Source organism: Maritalea myrionectae DSM 19524 (genome assembly GCF_000423365.1).
In the GTDB taxonomy this organism is placed as follows: Bacteria; Pseudomonadota; Alphaproteobacteria; order Rhizobiales; family Devosiaceae; genus Maritalea; species Maritalea myrionectae.
The window spans coordinates 201853-221191 of record NZ_AUHV01000005.1 but is presented as its reverse complement, the minus strand read 5'-3'; the positions used below and the strand labels follow the sequence as shown (position 1 = coordinate 221191).

Here is a 19339-nt window from a genome sequence, read left to right as displayed (position 1 = left end):
AATGCTTAGCCTAGCCAGCGGCGCTCCACGAGACATGGCTATGTCGTTTAGAAATATTTCCCACCGTCGTGTCGCCCAGAATTTGCACGCCGTGAGCAAGATCGCGCCGAATATCAATGCGGCGATAGCCTTGGCTTTTATGATAAACCTTGTCCGTCGACGGTCGTTTTTTGCCAAAACGACGCCGATCCGGCCCAAAATAGGTCGACGTCTCAAAGTAAGTGATTGGCGTGTTGAGCTGACGGCGCAAACGGGGCATCATCTGCTTGGGGTCCCATGGCAGGGTGAGAATATCGTCAAAGCCAATTTGAATGCATTGTGAAACCAGCATGGGCAACGGCACCTCAACAAAGCAGATAAGAGGTGAATAGCGCACGCGGGGTCGTGGGCTGCTGCGAATATTTTGGACTTGGGTTTTGATGGGCTCTAATTCGCCATCGCTGGCAAAAAGGAAGAAATTGTTCGGCACTTTTCGAGTCAATTCTTCCGTTGCCACCAAACCGGAATAGTGCGTGACCTGCCGAAAACCCAAATCGCGCGCCAAATCATCGATCAGCGCAATCTGGGCGCTGTTGCCGCCCATATTGGTCGCAACATCAAAAAAACTCATAAGATTCCCCTATCAGCACACAAAATCCCACTCTTATGTGCCGAACCAAGTTCTTATCATTCGGGCGTTAATTTTTTGTCGACAAAGAGAAATTTGTTGCTGCCATGGCAAAGGTTTGGCCCGGATGCAGCATGCGCACATAGGTGATCGTTTTCGCGTCCAAGGCGGTGCGGCGTTCGATCACAAACAAGGCTTCGCCTTCGGGCACACCAAGGGCCTGCGCCTGATGTGCATTGGCGTTAAGCGCCGAAAACTTATGCTCCGCCTCGGCATAGGGCATGGTTGCAATCAACCATTCATTGGGGTTGGAATCCGTAAACTCCTGATCTCTCGCGCTGGGCACCACATCCAAATTAATCCAGCGTTCTTCCAACTGGTGGGGCCGCTCACCGGCGTAATGCAAAACCTCCAGATGCAGCACCGGCTGGGTGGCCGATACGCGCAAGATACGCTGCGCAAAAGCATCATTTTGCACCACATTGCGGCTTACAATTTCAAATCGGTAGGGTGCACCGGTGCGTTCGATTTCCGTGCGTACCAAGGCAATATCCACCTTGGTGGTGCGCCCACCAGCCGCCGCAACGCGGGTGCCCGCGCGCCGCTTTCGTTCCACAAATCCTTCTTCGGCCAATTCCCGCAAGGCGCGGTGGACCGTGGCCCGTGCAACGCCATAATTTTGTGCAATGGTTTCTTCATGCGGCACCGCATCGCCTGGCCGCAATTGCCCGGCCCGAATTTGAGCAAGCAAATCGTTTTTGATGGTGAGATAGGGAGAAGCGGCGCTACGTTCTGTCATGGGGCGTTTTATAGGTCACTGCGTAATTTTTTCAAACAGGCAATATAGTCTGAGCGAATGGACGCATGATTTTTGTGCTGACCGCGCGCAACCATATGTCGCCCGGCGGACCACACATGATCGATCGCCCGATCATCACTGGCAAAAATCCAATGATCAAGCTGCTTGTCGCCCGTAAGCCCCTGCCCAAGCATGCGATCGCGATCCAGCGAGAAAAAGTCCGCCAGCTTCCCCGGCGCGATAACGCCGTGATCGCGCCCCAAGGCACGCGCACCGCCATTGGCTGCGCCCTTGAACAGGGTCGCGCCGTTCGACCCATTTTTGGGCGCCAACATGGCGCGACCGTTGTGCCGATAACGTTGGGAATGCTCCAACACGCGCAATTCTTCGCTTAATGAAATGCGGATGTCGGAATCAGAGCCAATGCCGAATATGCCATTCGCGCCCAAATAGTTGACGCCGTTGAAAATGCCATCGCCCAAATTGGCCTCCGTGATCGGGCAAAGTCCCGCCACTGCGCCAGATTGCGCCAGCTTTTGAGTTTCACCCTGCGTCAAATGTGTTGAATGAATCAGGCACCAGCGCTCATCCACTTCAGCATGATCAAACAACCAGGCCATGGGTCGTTGGCCATATTGCGCTTCGATTTCTTCGATTTCGGCAACTTGTTCGGCAATATGCATATGGATGGGGTCTTGCGGGCGCAGGGCGACCAACGCATCGAGCTGGTCTTTGCTCACCGCGCGCAGAGAATGAGGTGCCAAGCCGAGCCGATAGTCTTCAGGCATTTTGCCCAGCAGATCGCTACATTGCTCAAGCAGTTTTTCGAATTGAGAAAGCGCGTTGCCAAACCGCTTTTGCCCACCTTGCAACGGGCGCTGATCGACACCGCCATAGGCATAAAAAACGGGCAAGTGAGTGAGCCCGATGCCCACATCTTGCGCCGCGTGGATAATCGAATGGGATGTTTCGGCCAAGCTGTCATAGGCTGCGCCGCCCACTTGATGATGCACATAATGAAATTCAGCGACCGCGCTATAGCCTGCTTCCAACATTTCCATAAAGGCATAGCGGGCAATCACATAAAGATCGCCCGGCGTCAGCTGGTCAAGGAACTGATACATAAGGTGCCGCCAACTCCAAAAACTGTCGCGGTCTTCGCCGCGATATTCGGTCAGCCCCGCCATGGCCCGTTGGAACGTGTGAGAGTGCAAATTGCCGATTGCAGGCAGCAAGATTTGATCGCCCAAATCCAAATCGTCCGCGTGGGCGACAGTATTTGCTTCCGTCTGGATGATGCGGCTGTTCTCCCACACAACCCGAACATTTTGGGCCCAGCCAGTTTGCAACAATGCTGATTTGACAAAAAGCGAAGTCATTACTCACCTAATATGTATGGACATAATATAATTAAGCATATACATATTCGATTAAAGCGCAATCCTAATTCCGGCAAAAGGTGCTCTCACATGGCGAATTCAACCCAATATGTGCTGACCAATTTGCGCGTCGCACCCATGCAGGCGAATGGTGAAAACTATGGCGGTTTGATCGAAAATGGCGCCATCGCCATTGACGGTGAGACGATCGCTTGGGTGGGGCCAGTTGCTGATATTCCTATCGATTATCGCGAATGGCCAACAAGGGAATGCGACGGCGCATTGGCCACTCCCGGCCTCATCGATTGCCACACTCATATTGTTTTCGGTGGTCACCGCGCGAATGAATTTGAAATGCGGCTCGAGGGCGCAAGCTATGAAGAGGTCGCCCGCGCTGGCGGCGGCATCATTTCAACGGTGAAAGCCACGCGCGCGGCAAGTGTTGAAGAACTCGTGGCTGACGCCTTGCCGCGCCTTGATGCCTTGATCGCCGAAGGCGTCACAACTATCGAGATTAAATCCGGCTACGGACTAGAGCTTGAAAGCGAGCGCAATATGCTGCTTGCGGCACGTGAGCTTGGCGAATTGCGCGACATCAATGTGCGCACCACATTTCTTGGTGCCCACGCCACGCCGCCAGAATTCAAGGATCGCGCCGACGATTACATTAATCTGGTCGCGGACGAGATGCTGCCGCAATTGCACAAAGAGGGCCTGATCGACGCTGTTGACGGCTTTTGCGAGGGCATTGCCTTTTCCCCCGAGCAGATAAAAATTGTATTCAACGCGGCCACCGAACTGGGTCTGCCCGTTAAACTTCACGCAGAACAATTGAGCAATCTTGGCGGCGCATCTCTGGCCGCTTCATTCAAAGCGCTTTCGGCCGATCATTTAGAATATCTGGATGAAGCGGGCGCCAAAGCCATGGCGGCGGCGGGTAGTGCCGCTGTGCTGTTGCCCGGCGCCTTCTATACCTTGCGTGAAACCCAAATGCCTCCCGTGCAGCTATTGCGAGATCATCAGGTGCCCATTTCTTTAGCAACCGATTGTAACCCCGGCTCCTCGCCGCTCACGTCGCTTTTGCTGACCATGAATATGGGCGCCACTTTGTTTCGGATGACACCGGATGAATGCTTGGCAGCAACCACGCGCAATGCGGCCAAAGCCCTCGGCTTTGATGATCGCGGCACGCTGGCCGTTGGTCAGCGCGCAGACATTGCCCTTTGGGCCATTCAACACCCCGCAGAACTAAGTTATCGCATTGGGTTTAATCCACTCAAAGCGCGTATTTTCGGAGGAAAATTGTGAGCATGATCGTGCAGCCGGGGCGGGTTAGCCTCACTCAGCTAGAAGAGATTTTCCGGGCCGCCACGCCCGTGCAATTGGACCGTAGCGTCAAGCCGGACGTTGAACGCGCCGCCGCCATTATCACAAAGGCTGCGAAAGGCGATGCGGCGGTTTATGGGGTGAACACAGGCTTTGGCAAACTGGCCAAAACCCGGATTGCCGTCGAGGACACTGCCACCTTGCAGCGCAACTTGATTCTCTCGCATTCCAGCGGCGTGGGCGAACCATTGGCACCTCATATTGTCCGCTTGATGATGGTGCTCAAATTGCTCTCTTTGGGGCGCGGCGCGTCTGGCGTGCGCTGGGCGTTGATTGAGTTGCTGGAAGAGATGCTGGAAAAAGGTGTCACGCCTATTGTGCCGGGTCAGGGTTCTGTCGGCGCGTCAGGTGATCTTGCGCCATTGGCGCATATGACGGCGGTGATGATCGGCGAAGGCGAGGCAGATTATCAAGGCCAGCGTATGAGCGGTGCAGATGCGTTGCGCCGCGCAGGCTTAAAAGCTGTGGTGCTCGGACCCAAAGAAGGTCTGGCCCTGATCAATGGCACGCAAACCTCCACCGCGCTGGCGCTCGCGGGCCTTTTCGAGGCATGGCATTTGGCCAAAATTTCGTTGCTGACCGGCGCCATGTCAACTGACGCGGCGATGGGATCAAATGCGCCGTTCCATGAAAAAATCCAAACCCTACGCGGCCATCAGGGACAAATCGATGCAGCGGCGCAATTGCGCAACTTGCTGGAAGGGTCGCAAATTCGCGACAGCCATTTGGAAAATGACGAACGGGTGCAGGACCCATATTGCCTGCGCTGTCAGCCGCAGGTAATGGGCGCAGTGATTGGCATGTTGCGACAAGTGGGCGATACCTTGCGCATTGAAGCGAATGCGGTGACCGACAATCCTTTGGTGGTTGGCGACGATGAAATCATATCGGGCGGCAATTTCCACGCTGAGCCGGTTGCTTTTGCAGCGGACCAGATTGCCTTGGCCATCTCAGAAATGGGCGCCATTGCGCAACGCCGCATTGCGTTGCTGGTTGACCCGGTTTTGTCCTTTGGCCTCCCCGCATTCCTGACGCCAAACCCGGGCCTCAATTCTGGCTTTATGATTGCCGAGGTGACCTCAGCGGCGCTGATGTCTGAGAACAAGCAAAAAGCAGCGCCCTGTTCAGTCGATTCTACCCCCACAAGCGCCAATCAGGAAGACCATGTGTCTATGGCTTGCCACGCCGCCCGGCGCCTGTTGGAGATGAACCAGAACTTGGCTCACATCTTGGGCATTGAGCTGCTGTCCGCCACGCAGGGTATTCGCTTGCGCGCGCCCCTTGCCACTTCAACGAAGTTGCAAGCGGCCATCAAACTTGTACGGCAACAGGTGAGCGCGCTCGATGATGATCGCTACATCTCGCCCGATCTGGTGAAGGCTGGCGCACTGGTGCGTGAACCCTCGCTGCTTGACGGGGCCAGCATTGATCTGGCGCTGGAGGTTTAGATGGAACCCTTTGCCCTTCACCGCGGCACCAGCCCCCTCATTTTGGCCTTTCCCCATGTGGGCACCTTTGTGCCCGCCGATATTGCCGGGCGCCTAAACGAACGCGGCACGGCACTGGTGGATACAGATTGGTTTATAGATGAAGTCTATGACGGGTTGATGCCGGATGCGACCACGATCCGCGCCACGTTCTCCCGCTATGTGATTGATGCCAACCGCGACCCGGAAGGCACATCACTTTATCCCGGCCAAAATACCACCACACTGTGCCCCACCATCGATTTTGAAGGGCAACCGATTTATCATGAGGGGCAAGCACCAAGTCCAGGTGAAATTGAAGCGAGGCGCATCGCTTTTCACACGCCTTACCATGCGGCTATTCGTCAAGAAATCGCCCGAGTGAAATCGGAACATGGCTTTGCAGTGCTTTATGATGGCCACTCTATTCGCAGCGAATTGCCATTTTTGTTTGAGGGCAAGCTGCCAGACCTTAATCTGGGCACCAATGACGGCGCGACGCTACTGCCAGCAATGGAAAAACGCGCCCTCGAGATCGCCAATCAGTCTGGCTTTGAAAGTGTCTTGAATGGCCGCTTTAAGGGTGGCTGGACCACGCGCCATTATGGGCAGCCGGATAAAAACATCTGTGCCTTTCAAATGGAAATTGCCCAATGTGCCTACCTGAAGGCCGAGCTGGCCCCTTGGGCATTGGACGACCAAAAGTGCGCGCAATTGCGCCCCATCCTGAAATTGATCTTAGAAGCGTTGTTGGACGAGGCGGCAAACGCTTTCGCGCAAACGGGAGAACAATCATGACCGAAAATCCACGCAAAAATGCCCGCACCGTACGTTCGCCCATCGGGCCGGATTTGATTTGCGGCGATTGGACCACAGAAGCGCCCATGCGCATGATGATGAACAATCTCGACCCCGATGTGGCGGAAAATCCCCATGAATTGGTGGTTTATGGCGGTATTGGCCGCGCGGCACGCACTTGGGGCGATTTCGACAAGATTGTGGATAGCCTCAAAACCCTCAACACCGACGAGACCTTGTTGGTGCAATCTGGCAAACCCGTGGGCGTTTTTAAAACCCACAAAGATGCGCCGCGCGTGTTGATCGCCAATTCAAACTTGGTGCCCAAATGGGCCAACTGGGATCATTTCAACGAACTCGATAAGAAGGGCTTGGCCATGTATGGCCAAATGACGGCGGGCTCTTGGATTTATATCGGCTCGCAAGGCATCGTGCAGGGCACTTATGAAACCTTTGCTGAAGCTGGACGCCAGCATTATGGCGGCGATCTGAAAGGCAAATGGATTTTGACCGGCGGCCTTGGCGGCATGGGCGGCGCGCAACCGCTCGCGGCGGTGATGGCTGGGGCCTGCTGCTTGGCGGTGGAATGCAACCCCGACAGTATCGATTTTCGCTTGCGTACGCGCTATATCGATGAAAAAGCCGACAGCTTGGACGAAGCGCTGGAAATGATCGACCGCTGGACCAAGGCGGGTGAAGCGAAATCTGTTGGCCTTTTGGGCAATGCGGCCGACATATTCCCCGAATTGGTCAAACGCGGCGTTCGGCCCGACATTGTCACCGATCAAACCTCGGCCCATGACCCGATCAATGGCTATTTGCCCATCGGCTGGTCCATGGGGGAATGGCGTGACAAGCGCGAGAGCGATCCTAAATTGGTGGAAAAAGAAGCCCGTGCCAGCATGAAAGTGCAGGTGCAAGCCATGCTTGATTTCCACGCCCAGGGCATTCCCACCGTCGATTATGGCAACAATATTCGCCAGGTCGCCAAGGATGAAGGCTTGGAAAATGCCTTTGATTTCCCCGGTTTTGTGCCTGCCTATATTCGCCCGCTCTTTTGCCGCGGCATCGGACCGTTCCGCTGGGCGGCGCTATCGGGCAATCCGGAAGATATTTATAAGACCGATCAAAAGGTCAAAGAGCTGCTGCCCGACGATAAAAACCTGCATAATTGGTTGGATATGGCGCGTGAGCGCATTTCATTCCAGGGCCTGCCCGCCCGCATTTGCTGGGTGGGGTTGGGTGACCGGCACCGCCTTGGCATGGCCTTTAATGAAATGGTTGCCAATGGCGAGCTGGACGCGCCAGTTGTCATTGGTCGCGACCATTTGGACAGCGGGTCCGTGGCGTCGCCCAACCGGGAAACCGAAGCCATGCGGGATGGGTCGGACGCCGTTTCCGATTGGCCATTGCTTAATGCTTTGCTCAACACGGCCTCTGGGGCCACTTGGGTGTCAATCCATCATGGCGGCGGCGTAGGTATGGGCTATTCGCAACATGCGGGCGTGGTGATCGTAGCGGATGGCACGCCTGAAGCGGCCAAGCGCCTAGAGCGTGTTTTGTGGAATGACCCGGCGACCGGCGTGATGCGTCACGCCGATGCAGGTTACGAGATCGCACAAGAGTGTGCGCGGGAAAAAGGATTGAACTTGCCTGGCATTCTTTAGTTATTACCGGGGCGGAGGCGCTAAGCTTCCGCCCCATCTACATAATTTCGACAAATTTGCTGATGCATAGTAGGGTTGGGTAAAGCGCGGGGGCGCTTGAGGAGACGGACATGCATAGGCTCACTTCCATCAGCGCTCAAATTGGCGTTGTGATATTTTCCATTCTGTTGTTGGTGCAAGGTGCGGCAGCAGCGCGCATTCTCACCATCGAAAAAGACCCAGCATCAGTCGAACTGCAATCAGCCTTTATCAATGGCCAGCGGGTTGAGATTGTTGCACAGGCCGATCAATATGCCTTTATTGAGCTGGAGGACGGTGCACAATGCTATGCAACCCTTTCGCTCATCGCTGAAAATGGCCGCTTTTTGCGCAAGCAGCTCAATTTGTGTGATGCAGAATGGCAAGTGGCACTCAACTTTGGCGACACTGGCGCTGGCCCGTCGGTGCGCACGATTACGATCGTCCCATCACAAGATAATGTCCGCATTCTCGCCCTGAGTTTTGATGGAGAGCCACAGCCATTTACCGCATTTCCGAATTCAAACCGCGTCGAATTTGATATTCGTCGCGGGCCGTCTGGGTTCAAATGTGTGGGCGAATTGTCGGCAGCCTTGTCCGGTGCGGACGATTTCGAGCGCACCGTTGACCTTTGCTCTTTCGGTAACGAAGTGATTTTGGATGTCGAACCGACACGCTATTATGAAATTCTCACCGTACGCTCTGGCGGCGACGATAAAATAATTGGCATCAAACTGAATGGCGAAGAGCTGAACATCATTCGCCATATCGGCAACGATGCGAGGACTCGAGTTTTTGCCGACAATTCAGGCATCAATTGCACCGGCAATCTGGAAGTGGAGTTTGCATCTGGCGCTACAGGACAAGGCCAATTGGATCTTTGTGGCTCAAACTTTGATGTGACCATCACGCCGAAACCGCAATATGCCTCGGATACAAATCTACGCGCTGGTTACACTTGGCGCTTTAACGCCCCAAAATCAGAGGAAGATATTGCCTCGCTCGAATTCAAAGCGCGCAGCTTTAATCGCACGGGGTTCAGCGCAGTATGCGAACCAGGCTCACGCCGCGCCACCATTTATCTTGATGGGTTTCCCGCGCGGGCCAATTTGCCGCGGCGCACGCGGATCAATTGGACAACGGGTCGCTATAATGGTGTGGTCAACGGCGATCGTGGCCAGTCACCCTTGGCGTCCGGCCCCGCACCGAGCTTTTCTAAGTCGACAGATGACCGCTTGTGGAAAGGGTTGATTTCCGGCGCCAATTTCACTGGAATTGCCAACGACAACCATCGGCTAACGCTATCCTTGAATGGCAGCGCCGGGCCAGTGCGTGAGTTTTTGCAGGCTTGCAACACCCGCTTTAACGGGCCTTCAGTTTATGGCGATGTGACCGACGATTCCAGCTTGAAATGGAGCACACCGCCGTCGCGTCGCGATGGTGATTTGCGCTTGGTCTTTGGCGACGTGACAACGGATCGTATCGGACTAGAGGCGCGCTGCACTCCACAAGAAGACGTGGTGCGCATTATGTTTGCCTCCGCTCCGCGCGGCTTGACCAGCGGTCGCAACGTCAATGTGCAATGGCGCGTTGGCGATGATAATGGTCGCGTGCGGGCCACCACGCGCACGGTTGAGGGATATGATTGGGGGGCGCTGCCAGTCGCCGCAATCGACACGCGAGATCCCATGTGGCGGGCACTCGCGCTCGGCAATATTGTGCGGTGGTCAATCAATGATGAGCAAACGGCCACCTATTCGCTCAAAGGCAGTGGCGCAGCGATCCGTCGGTTCCTCAATGGGTGTCGCCCACCCTCCCAACCAGATATTGGCGATGGTGGGGACAGCGATTTCGGCGTAGACCCTGATCGCCCCACAACCGGCAATGAAGCTGTTGATACGATCATCAATATTTTCGATCTGATCAATCAGCAGTCCGATTCAAACGTGAACATCAATATCACCACCCAAAGCGCAGCGGCACGTCAGGCCCTCAACAATTATCGGGCCGACCCAAATTATATGTGCGGCCTGTCTGCCAGCAGCCAGCCGATGGGCAATCGTGCGGTTTCAATCGGGTTCAAAAATGATCGCGGACGGCCCGTCGAAGTCTATGAGATTGCGGGCAATGGCCAGCGCCAATATGTGCGCGATGTGCCCCCAAATGCTCGATTGCAGCTTACGCGCAATGCGGGGCAGGGGTTTGAAGTGCGCTCACCCAATGGCGGATGCTTGACCACAATGGTTGCGACCAATGCAGATATTGAATATCGCATTAATCCCAGCATGGGCGAAGCTGATCCTGACGTTGTGGCCAAAAGCTACAAATGCTCTGGCCGCGAAGTGGTGGCGCTGATCGAGCCAAACAAGGGCACCGCTTTGGTGGATGGACAATATGCCCTGCACCGCGCCCGTGTGAACGGAAGCTTTGCCAATGTGTGGGGCAATGTGCGCGCTAAAATCACCAACCAAGAGTTGGTGTTGGAAGAAGGCGGAACAACCCGCCTATCTTGCCGCGCGCGATAAACCAAACAAAGTGCTGGCTATTTGATTTTCTTAGATAAGTAATAGGAAAACGGGATGGCCAGCACATATCCCAAAATGGCAGCAGCGGCGATGCCGAGCCCCATATTGGGCACCATTTGTGTGACCAGAACAGCGATCACCAGCGCCCCTGCGATTGCAGAGCCAGAAATAATCCACAACATGCCAATCAGTTTATTCATTTTCTTCCCCCAACTGAAATAAAGCCTGCACTTTATAGCGCAGTTTTGGCGGGCGCGGTTTGACCTTGGTCAATTGATTTTGCGTTCCCCCCTAAGGTCATTGACCAGCTAAAAAATAAATATTACTTATACTAAAATAATTTTAGTATCCGATTATCAGTTGGATTCAAGGGGGACGTATGAACGAAATCGTAGCACAAAAATTCAAACGCTTGCGGCAGGAAATGGCGGCGCAAAACATCGATCTGGTGGCGCTCGGCCCCACCGCTCACACCCAATGGCTCTTGGGTTATACCCCTTATCCTGACGAGCGCATGTGCCTGTTGTTGATCGGCAAAACTAACGAAGCTTTTGTCATGCCAGCCCTTAATGCTAACGCTGTGCGTGAACACACGAACATTGAGTTCTTTGAATGGGCGGACGATCACGGACCATTTGATGCCCTCAATGCCGCACTTGAAAAGGTCGCTGGCGCAGGTGTGAAGCAGGTGGTGCTTGACGAAACCATGCGTGCCGATTTTGCGCTCAACCTGTTGGATAAATTGGACGGTGCTGCGCATCAATTCACAAAATCCACTGTTGGCGCGTTGCGGATGCGCAAGACCGAAGACGAGTATAAATTGCTCAAATTGAACGCTCAGATCGCTGATGAAGCGCAAGAAGTGGCGGCCAAAACCGCGCGGCCCGGCGTCACCGAAAACGACGTTGCAGAAGCCGTGAAAGAGCATTTTATTTCCAAGGGCGCCAAACCTGTTTTCGACATTGTTGGGGCCAACGAAAATGGCGCGTTCCCACATCACCACACCTCAGACCGTGTGCTTAAATCAGGTGATGTTGTGGTTGTCGATATTGGCGGCACGACCAAAGGCTATCCGAGCGATATCACCCGCATGGTGGCGGTTGAAACCTTGCGCGATGACTATCAAGAAGTCCATGACGTGGTGGAAGCCGCAGTGCAGGCGGCGCTGGCGGCGTGCAAGCCCGGCGTTAAAACATCAGATATTGATAAGGCTGCCCGCGATGTGATCACCAATGCGGGGTACGGCGAATATTTCACCCACCGCACCGGTCACGGCCTTGGCATTGAAATTCACGAAGAACCCTACCTCTCTGCCTCGTCAGATGTGATTTTGGACGAGGGTATGGTGTTCTCCATCGAGCCCGGCATTTATATCCCAGGCAAATTTGGCGTCCGCTTGGAAGAGATTGTCTATCTCCGCGCCGATGGCCCGGAAGTGCTGTCCGAACGCTCGCGCGATGTCGTGATTGCCAAAAACTAAATAAAAAGGGGCCGCATGGCCCCTTTTTTAGTCCTGCAGTTCGGGCAGGTTTTTATAGTCCTCCAAACACTCCACATTGGCCAAGGCAGTTGTGTTTTTGATCTTTCGGCCATGAATCACATCACGCACGGCAATCTCTGAAATCTTGCCCGAGCGGGTGCGTGGAATATCTTTAACCGCAATCACCTTGGCGGGCGTATGTCGGGGGGTTGCCCCCTTGCGAATGCGGGTTTTGACCAGTTTGATCAAGTCGTCATCCAAGGTGACGCCATCTTTCATGCGCACAAACAGGATGACCCGTTGATCGCCCTGCCAATCTTGCCCCACCGCAATGGCCTCTTCGATTTCATCAATGGTTTCCACCTGTCGATAAATCTCTGCTGTGCCAATGCGCACGCCACCGGGATTGAGCGTCGCATCTGACCGGCCGTGAATGATATAGCCGCCATTGTCGGTCTTTTCGACAAAGTCTCCATGAGCCCACAAATTGTCATATTTGTCGAAATAAGCGCTGTGATATTTTTCGCCGCTTTCGTCGCCCCAAAAGCCTGTGGGCATGGTCATATGCGCATTGCGGCAAACAAATTCCCCCGGTTGATTGACGACCGACTGCCCGTCATCATCCAAAATATCGAGATCCAGGCCGAGCTGCGCACCTTGCAACTCCCCTTGATAAACAGATTTGGTGGGCACACCGCCCATAAAGCAGCCGCAAATATCCGTGCCGCCAGAAATGGAGGCCAGTTGCACGTCTTCTTTCCAGTCGCGATAGACATAATCGAAGTTTTCAGGCAGCAGCGGCGAGCCTGTCGACAAGATGGTGCGCAAGCTGGCAAACGAATGAGTCTCGCGCGGCTTTACATTCATATTGCTCAGCGCGTCGATATATTTCGCAGAGGTGCCAAAAATATTGATCTGCTCTTTGTCGATCAAATCCAGCAATCGTGGCGCTTTGGGGTAAAACGGGTTGCCGTCAAAAGTGATCAGGGTCGCCTCCGCCGCCAGGCCAGAAACAAGCCAGTTCCACATCATCCAACCGCATGTGGTGAAATAGAAGAAATTGTCGTTTGGCTTAACGTCGCTGTGCAGCACCAATTCCTTCAAATGTTGGATCAACAAGCCCGCGCCACGATGCATGATGCATTTAGGTTTGCCAGTGGTACCAGAGGAAAACAGGATTACCATCGGCGCATCAAATTCCATCCGTTCGAATTGAATTTCCGCAGGGGCAAAGGGCGCGACAAACGCATCAAGCGTTTGCACATCAACCTCATACTGGGCATCCGCTTTTGGGTTGTCCAACAGCACCACATGCTCAATATCCGCAGCTTTCGCCACCGCGTTAATGCTGGGCGCAACATCAATATGCTTGCCCGCATAATTATAATGCGGCACCGCAAAAAGGATTTTGGGCTCAACCTGCGCCAACCGATCGGTCGCGCCTTCGGGGCCAAAATCCGGCGAGCAAGAGGCCCAAATCGCGCCCATGGCCGAGCTGGCCAAATAAAGCGCAATCGCCTCAATATCATTGGTGACGATGGCGCCAACGCGGTCACCCTTTTCAACGCCCTTCGCCCGCATGGCCTGAACCAACTGGCTCACCAGATCATAAAGCTGTCGCCGGGTTATTTCACGGCGGGTGCCATCATCCCGGTGACCAATAATCGCCAGGCGATCATCGGGCTGCTTCAGGGCATTCTCGGCGTAGTTCAGTTTGGCGTCAGGAAAAAAACGTACCTTACGAATATCAGGATTATCGATCAGGACGCGTTCGCCCTTTTCGCCGATAATGTTCAATTCATCCCAAAGGGAATTGTAAAATGCTTGCGGCTCGTCAATTGAAAATTGCAACAGGCCATCATAATCGTCCGGCGCGCACTGATGCAGCGCCTTGGTCTTTTCGGCAAACGCATAAAGATTTGAGGCGCGTTGGCGTTCATTGGACGGTGTCCACAAAACTGGATTGGGCATTTGTCCTCCCTGAGACCACTTATTCGGTATATTTTCGCAGGATTAAATTATAATGCTTGTCATTCGCCAAGCGTTAGTCGTATTTATACTGTAGGCGGTGTGGCGTCGCCTGCATCACGCCAAACACAATCGGGTCACTCATAAGCAGCTGATGGCAACAAATGGTACTCAACGCAACGGTTCAATCCCAGTCAAAATATAATTTCAATCTGCATGAAATGCCCGTGCCATTGGCCTATGCGGAGCATCGCATCATTTTGGAATGTAATGCAGAATTCGCGCGATTGTTCGGCTATGGCCGGGCGGAACTGCGCAACAAAAGTTTTCATCTGCTCTATCCAAATTTTGAAGACTTTGTGCGCACTGGGCAAATGTGGTCCACGAACATGACCATGGGCATCACCTATTATGATGAGCGGATCATGATCAAGGCGGACCAAACCCGGTTCTGGTGCAAGGTGCGCGGGCGGTCGATGACCTCGGCAAACCCATTTGCCAAAGCGGTTTATTGCTTTGAACCATTGCCGCGGGCCATTGCTGCCTCGGGATATGAGCTGACTGATCGCCAACGCCAGATTGTCGCTTTGGTGGCACAAGGCAAAACCAATGGCGTGATCGCAGATGAACTCGAATTGTCCAAGCGCACCGTGGAGGCCCACCGGGCGCGGATCATGAAAGCGATTGGCGTGAAAAACACGGCGGAATTGATTGCATGGTTTTCCGCCCACCATTCGGCGCGCTAATACCTCAAGAAGTCCATTAACCGCTTGTTAAGCATGATTTTTCCTCATATCATGTGGCTTTAGAGGGGAAGGACATTTCATGAAAAATCTATTGAAGCGGTGTGCCGTGATCGGCGCGCTAGGTGCTGGGCTGCTTGCAGGGTCGGCTTTTGCCCAGTCGGGCGCAGGCGGGTTGTTCACGCTGCACAACATTACGGAAAGCAATATCGTTGTCGGATTCTACACCAATGATGGCAGCGGCTGGAGCACCAATTGGCTGTCAGAAGAGATGAATCCAGGCGAAACTGCACAAGCGGAATTCTTCGCAACAACGGGATCTTGCGACCAAACATTTCAAGTGGGTTGGCTCGGTGCCGATGATGGCGAAGTTCTAGACGACCCGATCAGGATTGATATTTGCGATGCGTCAGAAGTCTATCTGGCAGACAACGAAATCTATTTCGAATAGATCGAACATAAAGTTGGGCAGCGCCATCAATTGGCGATGGGGCTGTCCACCTCATCCAAATGCATCACTGGATTTTTGATCTGCTTACGAATCCACGTGGTAAAGGCGATGACACCGGGTTTCTCCGCCTTGTCGTCTGGGATGGCGAGAAAATACGCATCTTCGGTGTTGAGCGGGGTCGGATCAATGACCTTGAGGCTGCCTTGCATCACTTGCTGCTCGATCAGGTAAAAGGGCAATAACCCCGCGCCCATGCCCGCAACAGCGGCTTCGATGATCATGGAGAATTGATCAAAGCGATGCCCCTTAAACGGTTCCTTGTTCTCCATGCCCTGTTGTTCAAACCAATCGCGCCACCCTGTTTGTCGTGTTTGCAGATGCAATAAAGGGGTCTCGACCAAGTGCTCAGGTTTATCCAATTGATATTGGCGCACCACACTTGGCGCCGCCACTGGCACCATCATTTCTGCACAAAGCGGCTGACAGGTGGCGCCAGCCCAAATCGGGCGACCAAAATGCACCGCCACATCAACAAACTGATCTTGCATGGCAAAGGGTGACCACCGGCTTTCAATATTGATGGCCAAATCAGGATTTTGCGACAAAAAGTCGGGCAGTCGTGGCGCCAGCCAATGCGATCCAAACGTCGGCAGCGTGGCGATGGACAACATGGCTTCTGCCTTTGCCGCCGCCATGGTGCGATAAACCAGCCCTTCAGTTTGCTCGATCAAATAACGCGCGTCAGCCAAAAATCGGGCGCCCGCTTCAGTCAGCACCACGCGCTTACGCACCCGCTCAAATAAAGTGACCCCCAACTGCAATTCCAAATCGCGGATTTGACGCGAAATTGCGCTTTGCGTGAGGTTCATTTCTTCCGCAGCGCGGGTAAAATTGAGGTGGCGCGCAGCGCATTCAAAAGCGCTCAACGTGTTGATCGAGGGAAAGTTGCGGCGACTGGTATGCATAAAATTTCCTCATGAAGTAATGAAAAAACATTGCTTCTTTAGGGTGTTTGCCTAAGCTATCATGAGAATAATGAATTTTTTCGACTTGACCAGCCTCAATTTGAGCATTGGGTTCGCCCAGCGCAAAAGTCGATCCACAACGAACATTGGCCGCGGCCAAAGGGGATAGAATATGTCAGCATCGTCACGCAAATCCGAAACCATTGAATTGATGGGCAAATTGGGCGTTAAGCCAGAAGCCCTAGAAGGCGGCGACTTGGCCGTTTATTCCCCAACCAACGGCGAAAAAATCGCGGACGTCAAAAAATCCAGCGCAAGCGAAATCAACGCTCAAATCGAAAAAGCACACGAAGCATTTAAAAAGTGGCGCACTGTACCCGGCCCTCGCCGGGGTGAGTTGGTGCGGCTGTTGGGCGAAGAGTTGCGCGCCGCTAAGGATGATTTGGGCCGGTTGGTGAGCCTTGAAGCAGGTAAAATCCCGTCAGAAGGCGCAGGCGAAGTACAAGAAATGATCGACATTTGCGATTTTGCGGTCGGCCTTTCTCGCCAGCTTTATGGCTTGACCATCGCCACCGAGCGTCAAGATCACCGCATGATGGAAACATGGCATCCTTTGGGTGTTGTGGGCGTCATCTCTGCCTTTAACTTTCCTGTCGCGGTTTGGTCTTGGAACGCGGCTTTGGCTTTGGCGTGCGGCAATGCCGTGGTGTGGAAGCCATCTGAAAAATCACCTTTGACCGCGCTCGCCTGTCAGGCGATTTTGGATCGCGCCCTGAAGAAGTTCGGCGATGCGCCTGAAGGCTTGATCACCACCTTTATCGCTGAGCGCGATGGTGGCGAAGTTATGGTTGACCATGAAAAAGTGGCACTTGTGTCCGCCACAGGCTCTACGCGCATGGGGCGTCAGGTTGGGCCACGCGTTGCCCAACGTTTCGGCCGCACTATTCTTGAACTGGGCGGCAACAATGCGGGCATCGTTTGTCCGTCTGCGGATATGGACATGGCCGTGCGCGCCATCGCATTTGGTGCCATGGGCACCGCAGGCCAGCGCTGCACAACCACTCGTCGCTTGTTCGTTCATGAGAGCGTTTATGACGATATGGTGGCGCAGTTGAAAAAAGCCTATTTGGGCGTCACCATTGGCGATCCTTTGTCGTCTGATGCTTTGGTCGGTCCATTGATCGACAAAGAGGCTGGCGACAATATGGAGAAAGCGCTTGAAGCGGCAAAAGCCGTTGGCGGCAAAGTCACTGGTGGTGAACGCGTCGATGTGAATGGCGATGCGTCCTATTATTTCCGCCCGGCTTTGGTGGAAATGCCAGAACAAACTGGCCCAATGCTGGAAGAAACATTCGCTCCAATCCTTTACGTCACCAAATATTCTGACTTTGAGGATGCCATCGCCATGCAAAATGCGGTGGGCGCAGGCCTTTCCTCCTGCATATTCACCCTGAATGTGCGCGAAGCTGAAACATTCCTTTCCGCAGTCGGGTCAGATTGTGGCATCACAAACGTCAATATCGGCACGTCAGGCGCTGAAGTTGGCGGTGCCTTTGGCGGCGAGAAGGAAACTGGTGGCGGCCGCGAATCCGGCTCCGATGCATGGAAGGCCTATATGCGCCGCGCCACAAACACGGTGAACTACGGCACAGCCTTGCCATTGGCACAGGGCGTAAGCTTTGATATCGACTAAACCGATGCGTTTCCAAAGGGAAATGTAAGGACATATTCGAGCGCATATGGCAAAAACGCGCCATATGCGCTCGGCTTTAGGGGAAGATAAAATATGTGCGCCGATCTGGTTTCTCATCCGGGCTTTTTCCGGGCTAACCGCATTGCCAAACTATCGGTTTCTGAAATCATCAAAATCAGCACCCGCGCCCGCGAACTGCGGGCAGAAGGCAAGCCAGTGATCATTCTGGGCGCTGGAGAACCGGATTTTGACACGCCGGAACATGTCAAACAGGCTGGCATCGCCGCGATTAATGCAGGGCAAACCAAATATACCCCGCTTGATGGCACACCTGAATTAAAGCAAGCCATTTGCGACAAGTTGAGCCGAGAAAATGAACTGGACTATCAGCCCGCCAATATTTCGGTTTCGGCAGGGGCAAAACAAGTGCTGTTTAACGCCTTTATGGCGACCATCAATCCGGGCGACGAAGTGATAATCCCGACCCCGTTCTGGACCACCTATGCCGACATTGTAGAAGTGTGCGGCGGCGAGCCTGTGCTGGTCAAATGTCCGGGTGAAAAAGGCTTCCGGCTGCAGGCTGACCAGCTTGAAGCGGCAATTACGCCAAAGACCAAATGGCTGATGCTCAACTCGCCATCCAACCCATCCGGCGCGGCCTATTCGGCTGAAGAACTAAAACCTCTTTTGGCTGTGCTGGCGCGCAATCCCCATGTTTGGCTGGTGTGCGACGATATTTATGAGCACATCACCTATGATGATTTTGAATTTGTCACCCCAGCACAATTGGCGCCTGAATTGCGGGATCGTATTCTGGTGGTCAATGGTGTGTCCAAATCCCACGCCATGACCGGGTGGCGCATCGGCTATGGCGCCGGGCCGGTGGAGCTGATCAAGGCCATGGCCGTGATGCAATCCCAATCCACGTCCTGCGCCTCGTCGGTATCGCAAGCTGCAGCAATCGAAGCCTTGAATGGCGACAATTCATTCCTCGAGGAACGTCGCTTGTCGTTCCAAGAGCGGCGCGATCTGGTGGTTGCGGGCCTCAACGAAATTGATGGGGTAACCTGCCGTGTGCCCGAAGGCGCCTTTTATACCTTTGCCTCCTGCGAAGGTCTCATCGGCAAGACGACGCCCAGCGGCAAGACCATCGAAAGCGATAGCGACTTCTGCCGCTATATTTTGGAAGAAAGCCATGTGGCCATCGTGCCCGGCTCAGCCTTTGGACTTTCGCCTTATTTTCGTATATCTTATGCGGCAGCGAAATCAGAATTGGTCGAAGCGATATCCCGCATACAAAAAGCGGCAAGCGCTTTGACTTAAAAGACTTCCCACAGAAGGGTTCTTTTAAGGACCTTTTCTTGCCCGCCAGACTTTGTTCTGGCGGGTTTTTT

The 19339-nt window shown here is 53.9% G+C and carries 16 protein-coding genes; 10 read left to right on the top strand and 6 right to left on the bottom strand.

Going from position 1 to position 19339, the window contains the following annotated elements:
• Positions 1-10: 10 nt before the first annotated feature.
• The 3 genes from G549_RS0114965 to G549_RS0114955 all read right to left on the bottom strand — a co-directional run bounded on the left by G549_RS0114965 (position 11) and on the right by G549_RS0114955 (position 2785).
• Positions 11-610, bottom strand: coding sequence for a response regulator (locus G549_RS0114965; RefSeq protein ID WP_027835705.1), 600 nt, complete (start codon positions 608-610; stop codon positions 11-13).
• A gap of 67 nt (positions 611-677) precedes the next feature.
• Positions 678-1406: a histidine utilization transcriptional repressor HutC gene (locus G549_RS20555; RefSeq protein WP_051213914.1), complete on the bottom strand. Its 729-nt coding sequence runs from the start codon at positions 1404-1406 to the stop codon at positions 678-680.
• Between the two features lie 8 nt (positions 1407-1414).
• Positions 1415-2785 carry a formimidoylglutamate deiminase gene (locus G549_RS0114955; protein WP_027835704.1) on the bottom strand — a complete coding sequence of 457 codons (1371 nt, stop codon included), beginning with the start codon at positions 2783-2785 and terminating at the stop codon, positions 1415-1417.
• Between the two features lie 90 nt (positions 2786-2875).
• Between G549_RS0114955 and hutI the strand changes: the two genes are divergently transcribed.
• The 5 genes from hutI to G549_RS0114930 all read left to right on the top strand — a co-directional run bounded on the left by hutI (position 2876) and on the right by G549_RS0114930 (position 10645).
• Complete coding sequence (gene hutI, locus G549_RS0114950) at positions 2876-4093, top strand: imidazolonepropionase (RefSeq protein ID WP_027835703.1); 1218 nt, start codon at positions 2876-2878, stop codon at positions 4091-4093.
• A complete protein-coding gene (gene hutH / locus G549_RS0114945; RefSeq protein WP_027835702.1) occupies positions 4090-5619 on the top strand; it encodes a histidine ammonia-lyase in 1530 nt (509 codons plus the stop codon). The genes hutI and hutH overlap by 4 nt, the downstream gene beginning before the upstream one ends.
• On the top strand, positions 5620-6435 hold the full coding sequence (gene hutG, locus G549_RS0114940; protein ID WP_027835701.1) for an N-formylglutamate deformylase: 816 nt from the start codon (positions 5620-5622) through the stop codon (positions 6433-6435).
• A complete protein-coding gene (gene hutU, locus G549_RS0114935; RefSeq protein ID WP_027835700.1) occupies positions 6432-8102 on the top strand; it encodes a urocanate hydratase in 1671 nt (556 codons plus the stop codon). Before hutG ends, hutU begins: the two co-directional genes overlap by 4 nt.
• Before the next feature lie 110 nt (positions 8103-8212).
• Positions 8213-10645 (top strand): hypothetical protein, encoded by a 2433-nt coding sequence (locus G549_RS0114930; RefSeq protein ID WP_036223027.1) that lies wholly within the window; start codon positions 8213-8215, stop codon positions 10643-10645.
• A 17-nt stretch (positions 10646-10662) separates the two neighbouring features.
• Here G549_RS0114930 and G549_RS0114925 read toward each other — a convergent pair whose 3' ends face one another.
• Complete coding sequence (locus tag G549_RS0114925) at positions 10663-10845, bottom strand: hypothetical protein (RefSeq protein WP_027835698.1); 183 nt, start codon at positions 10843-10845, stop codon at positions 10663-10665.
• A 179-nt stretch (positions 10846-11024) separates the two neighbouring features.
• On the opposite strand from G549_RS0114925, the gene G549_RS0114915 reads away from it, so the two are divergent.
• Positions 11025-12125, top strand: a complete 1101-nt coding sequence (locus G549_RS0114915; protein ID WP_084634207.1) for a M24 family metallopeptidase — start codon at positions 11025-11027, stop codon at positions 12123-12125.
• A gap of 27 nt (positions 12126-12152) precedes the next feature.
• Here the strand turns inward: G549_RS0114915 and G549_RS0114910 are convergent, their stop codons facing one another.
• Positions 12153-14096, bottom strand: a complete 1944-nt coding sequence (locus G549_RS0114910) for an acetoacetate--CoA ligase (protein WP_027835696.1) — start codon at positions 14094-14096, stop codon at positions 12153-12155.
• 161 nt (positions 14097-14257) lie between these two features.
• On the opposite strand from G549_RS0114910, the gene G549_RS0114905 reads away from it, so the two are divergent.
• Together G549_RS0114905 and G549_RS0114900 are read left to right on the top strand one after the other, a co-directional pair.
• A complete protein-coding gene (locus G549_RS0114905; RefSeq protein ID WP_084634206.1) occupies positions 14258-14839 on the top strand; it encodes a PAS and helix-turn-helix domain-containing protein in 582 nt (193 codons plus the stop codon).
• Positions 14840-14918: 79 nt separating this feature from the next.
• Positions 14919-15287: a hypothetical protein gene (locus tag G549_RS0114900; RefSeq protein WP_027835694.1), complete on the top strand. Its 369-nt coding sequence runs from the start codon at positions 14919-14921 to the stop codon at positions 15285-15287.
• A gap of 26 nt (positions 15288-15313) precedes the next feature.
• On the opposite strand, the gene G549_RS20550 is transcribed toward G549_RS0114900, so the two are convergent.
• Positions 15314-16252: a LysR family transcriptional regulator gene (locus tag G549_RS20550; RefSeq protein ID WP_051213910.1), complete on the bottom strand. Its 939-nt coding sequence runs from the start codon at positions 16250-16252 to the stop codon at positions 15314-15316.
• A gap of 172 nt (positions 16253-16424) precedes the next feature.
• Here G549_RS20550 and amaB point away from each other — a divergent pair, with 172 nt between their 5' ends.
• Both amaB and G549_RS0114880 read left to right on the top strand, forming a co-directional pair.
• Entirely contained in the window at positions 16425-17945 is a 1521-nt protein-coding gene (amaB, locus tag G549_RS0114885; protein WP_027835693.1) for an L-piperidine-6-carboxylate dehydrogenase, read from the top strand.
• Positions 17946-18038: 93 nt separating this feature from the next.
• Positions 18039-19268: a pyridoxal phosphate-dependent aminotransferase gene (locus G549_RS0114880; protein WP_027835692.1), complete on the top strand. Its 1230-nt coding sequence runs from the start codon at positions 18039-18041 to the stop codon at positions 19266-19268.
• Positions 19269-19339 lie beyond the last annotated feature (71 nt).

Coding starts and splice junctions, on each gene's coding strand:
- G549_RS0114965 (WP_027835705.1), bottom strand. CDS start 610: ATGAGTTTTTTTGATGTTGCGACCAATATGGGCGGCAACAGCGCCCAG.
- G549_RS20555 (WP_051213914.1), bottom strand. CDS start 1,406: ATGACAGAACGTAGCGCCGCTTCTCCCTATCTCACCATCAAAAACGAT.
- G549_RS0114955 (WP_027835704.1), bottom strand. CDS start 2,785: ATGACTTCGCTTTTTGTCAAATCAGCATTGTTGCAAACTGGCTGGGCC.
- hutI (WP_027835703.1), top strand. CDS start 2,876: ATGGCGAATTCAACCCAATATGTGCTGACCAATTTGCGCGTCGCACCC.
- hutG (WP_027835701.1), top strand. CDS start 5,620: ATGGAACCCTTTGCCCTTCACCGCGGCACCAGCCCCCTCATTTTGGCC.
- hutU (WP_027835700.1), top strand. CDS start 6,432: ATGACCGAAAATCCACGCAAAAATGCCCGCACCGTACGTTCGCCCATC.
- G549_RS0114930 (WP_036223027.1), top strand. CDS start 8,213: ATGCATAGGCTCACTTCCATCAGCGCTCAAATTGGCGTTGTGATATTT.
- G549_RS0114925 (WP_027835698.1), bottom strand. CDS start 10,845: ATGAATAAACTGATTGGCATGTTGTGGATTATTTCTGGCTCTGCAATC.
- G549_RS0114915 (WP_084634207.1), top strand. CDS start 11,025: ATGAACGAAATCGTAGCACAAAAATTCAAACGCTTGCGGCAGGAAATG.
- G549_RS0114910 (WP_027835696.1), bottom strand. CDS start 14,096: ATGCCCAATCCAGTTTTGTGGACACCGTCCAATGAACGCCAACGCGCC.
- G549_RS0114905 (WP_084634206.1), top strand. CDS start 14,258: ATGGTACTCAACGCAACGGTTCAATCCCAGTCAAAATATAATTTCAAT.
- G549_RS0114900 (WP_027835694.1), top strand. CDS start 14,919: ATGAAAAATCTATTGAAGCGGTGTGCCGTGATCGGCGCGCTAGGTGCT.
- G549_RS20550 (WP_051213910.1), bottom strand. CDS start 16,252: ATGCATACCAGTCGCCGCAACTTTCCCTCGATCAACACGTTGAGCGCT.
- amaB (WP_027835693.1), top strand. CDS start 16,425: ATGTCAGCATCGTCACGCAAATCCGAAACCATTGAATTGATGGGCAAA.
- G549_RS0114880 (WP_027835692.1), top strand. CDS start 18,039: ATGTGCGCCGATCTGGTTTCTCATCCGGGCTTTTTCCGGGCTAACCGC.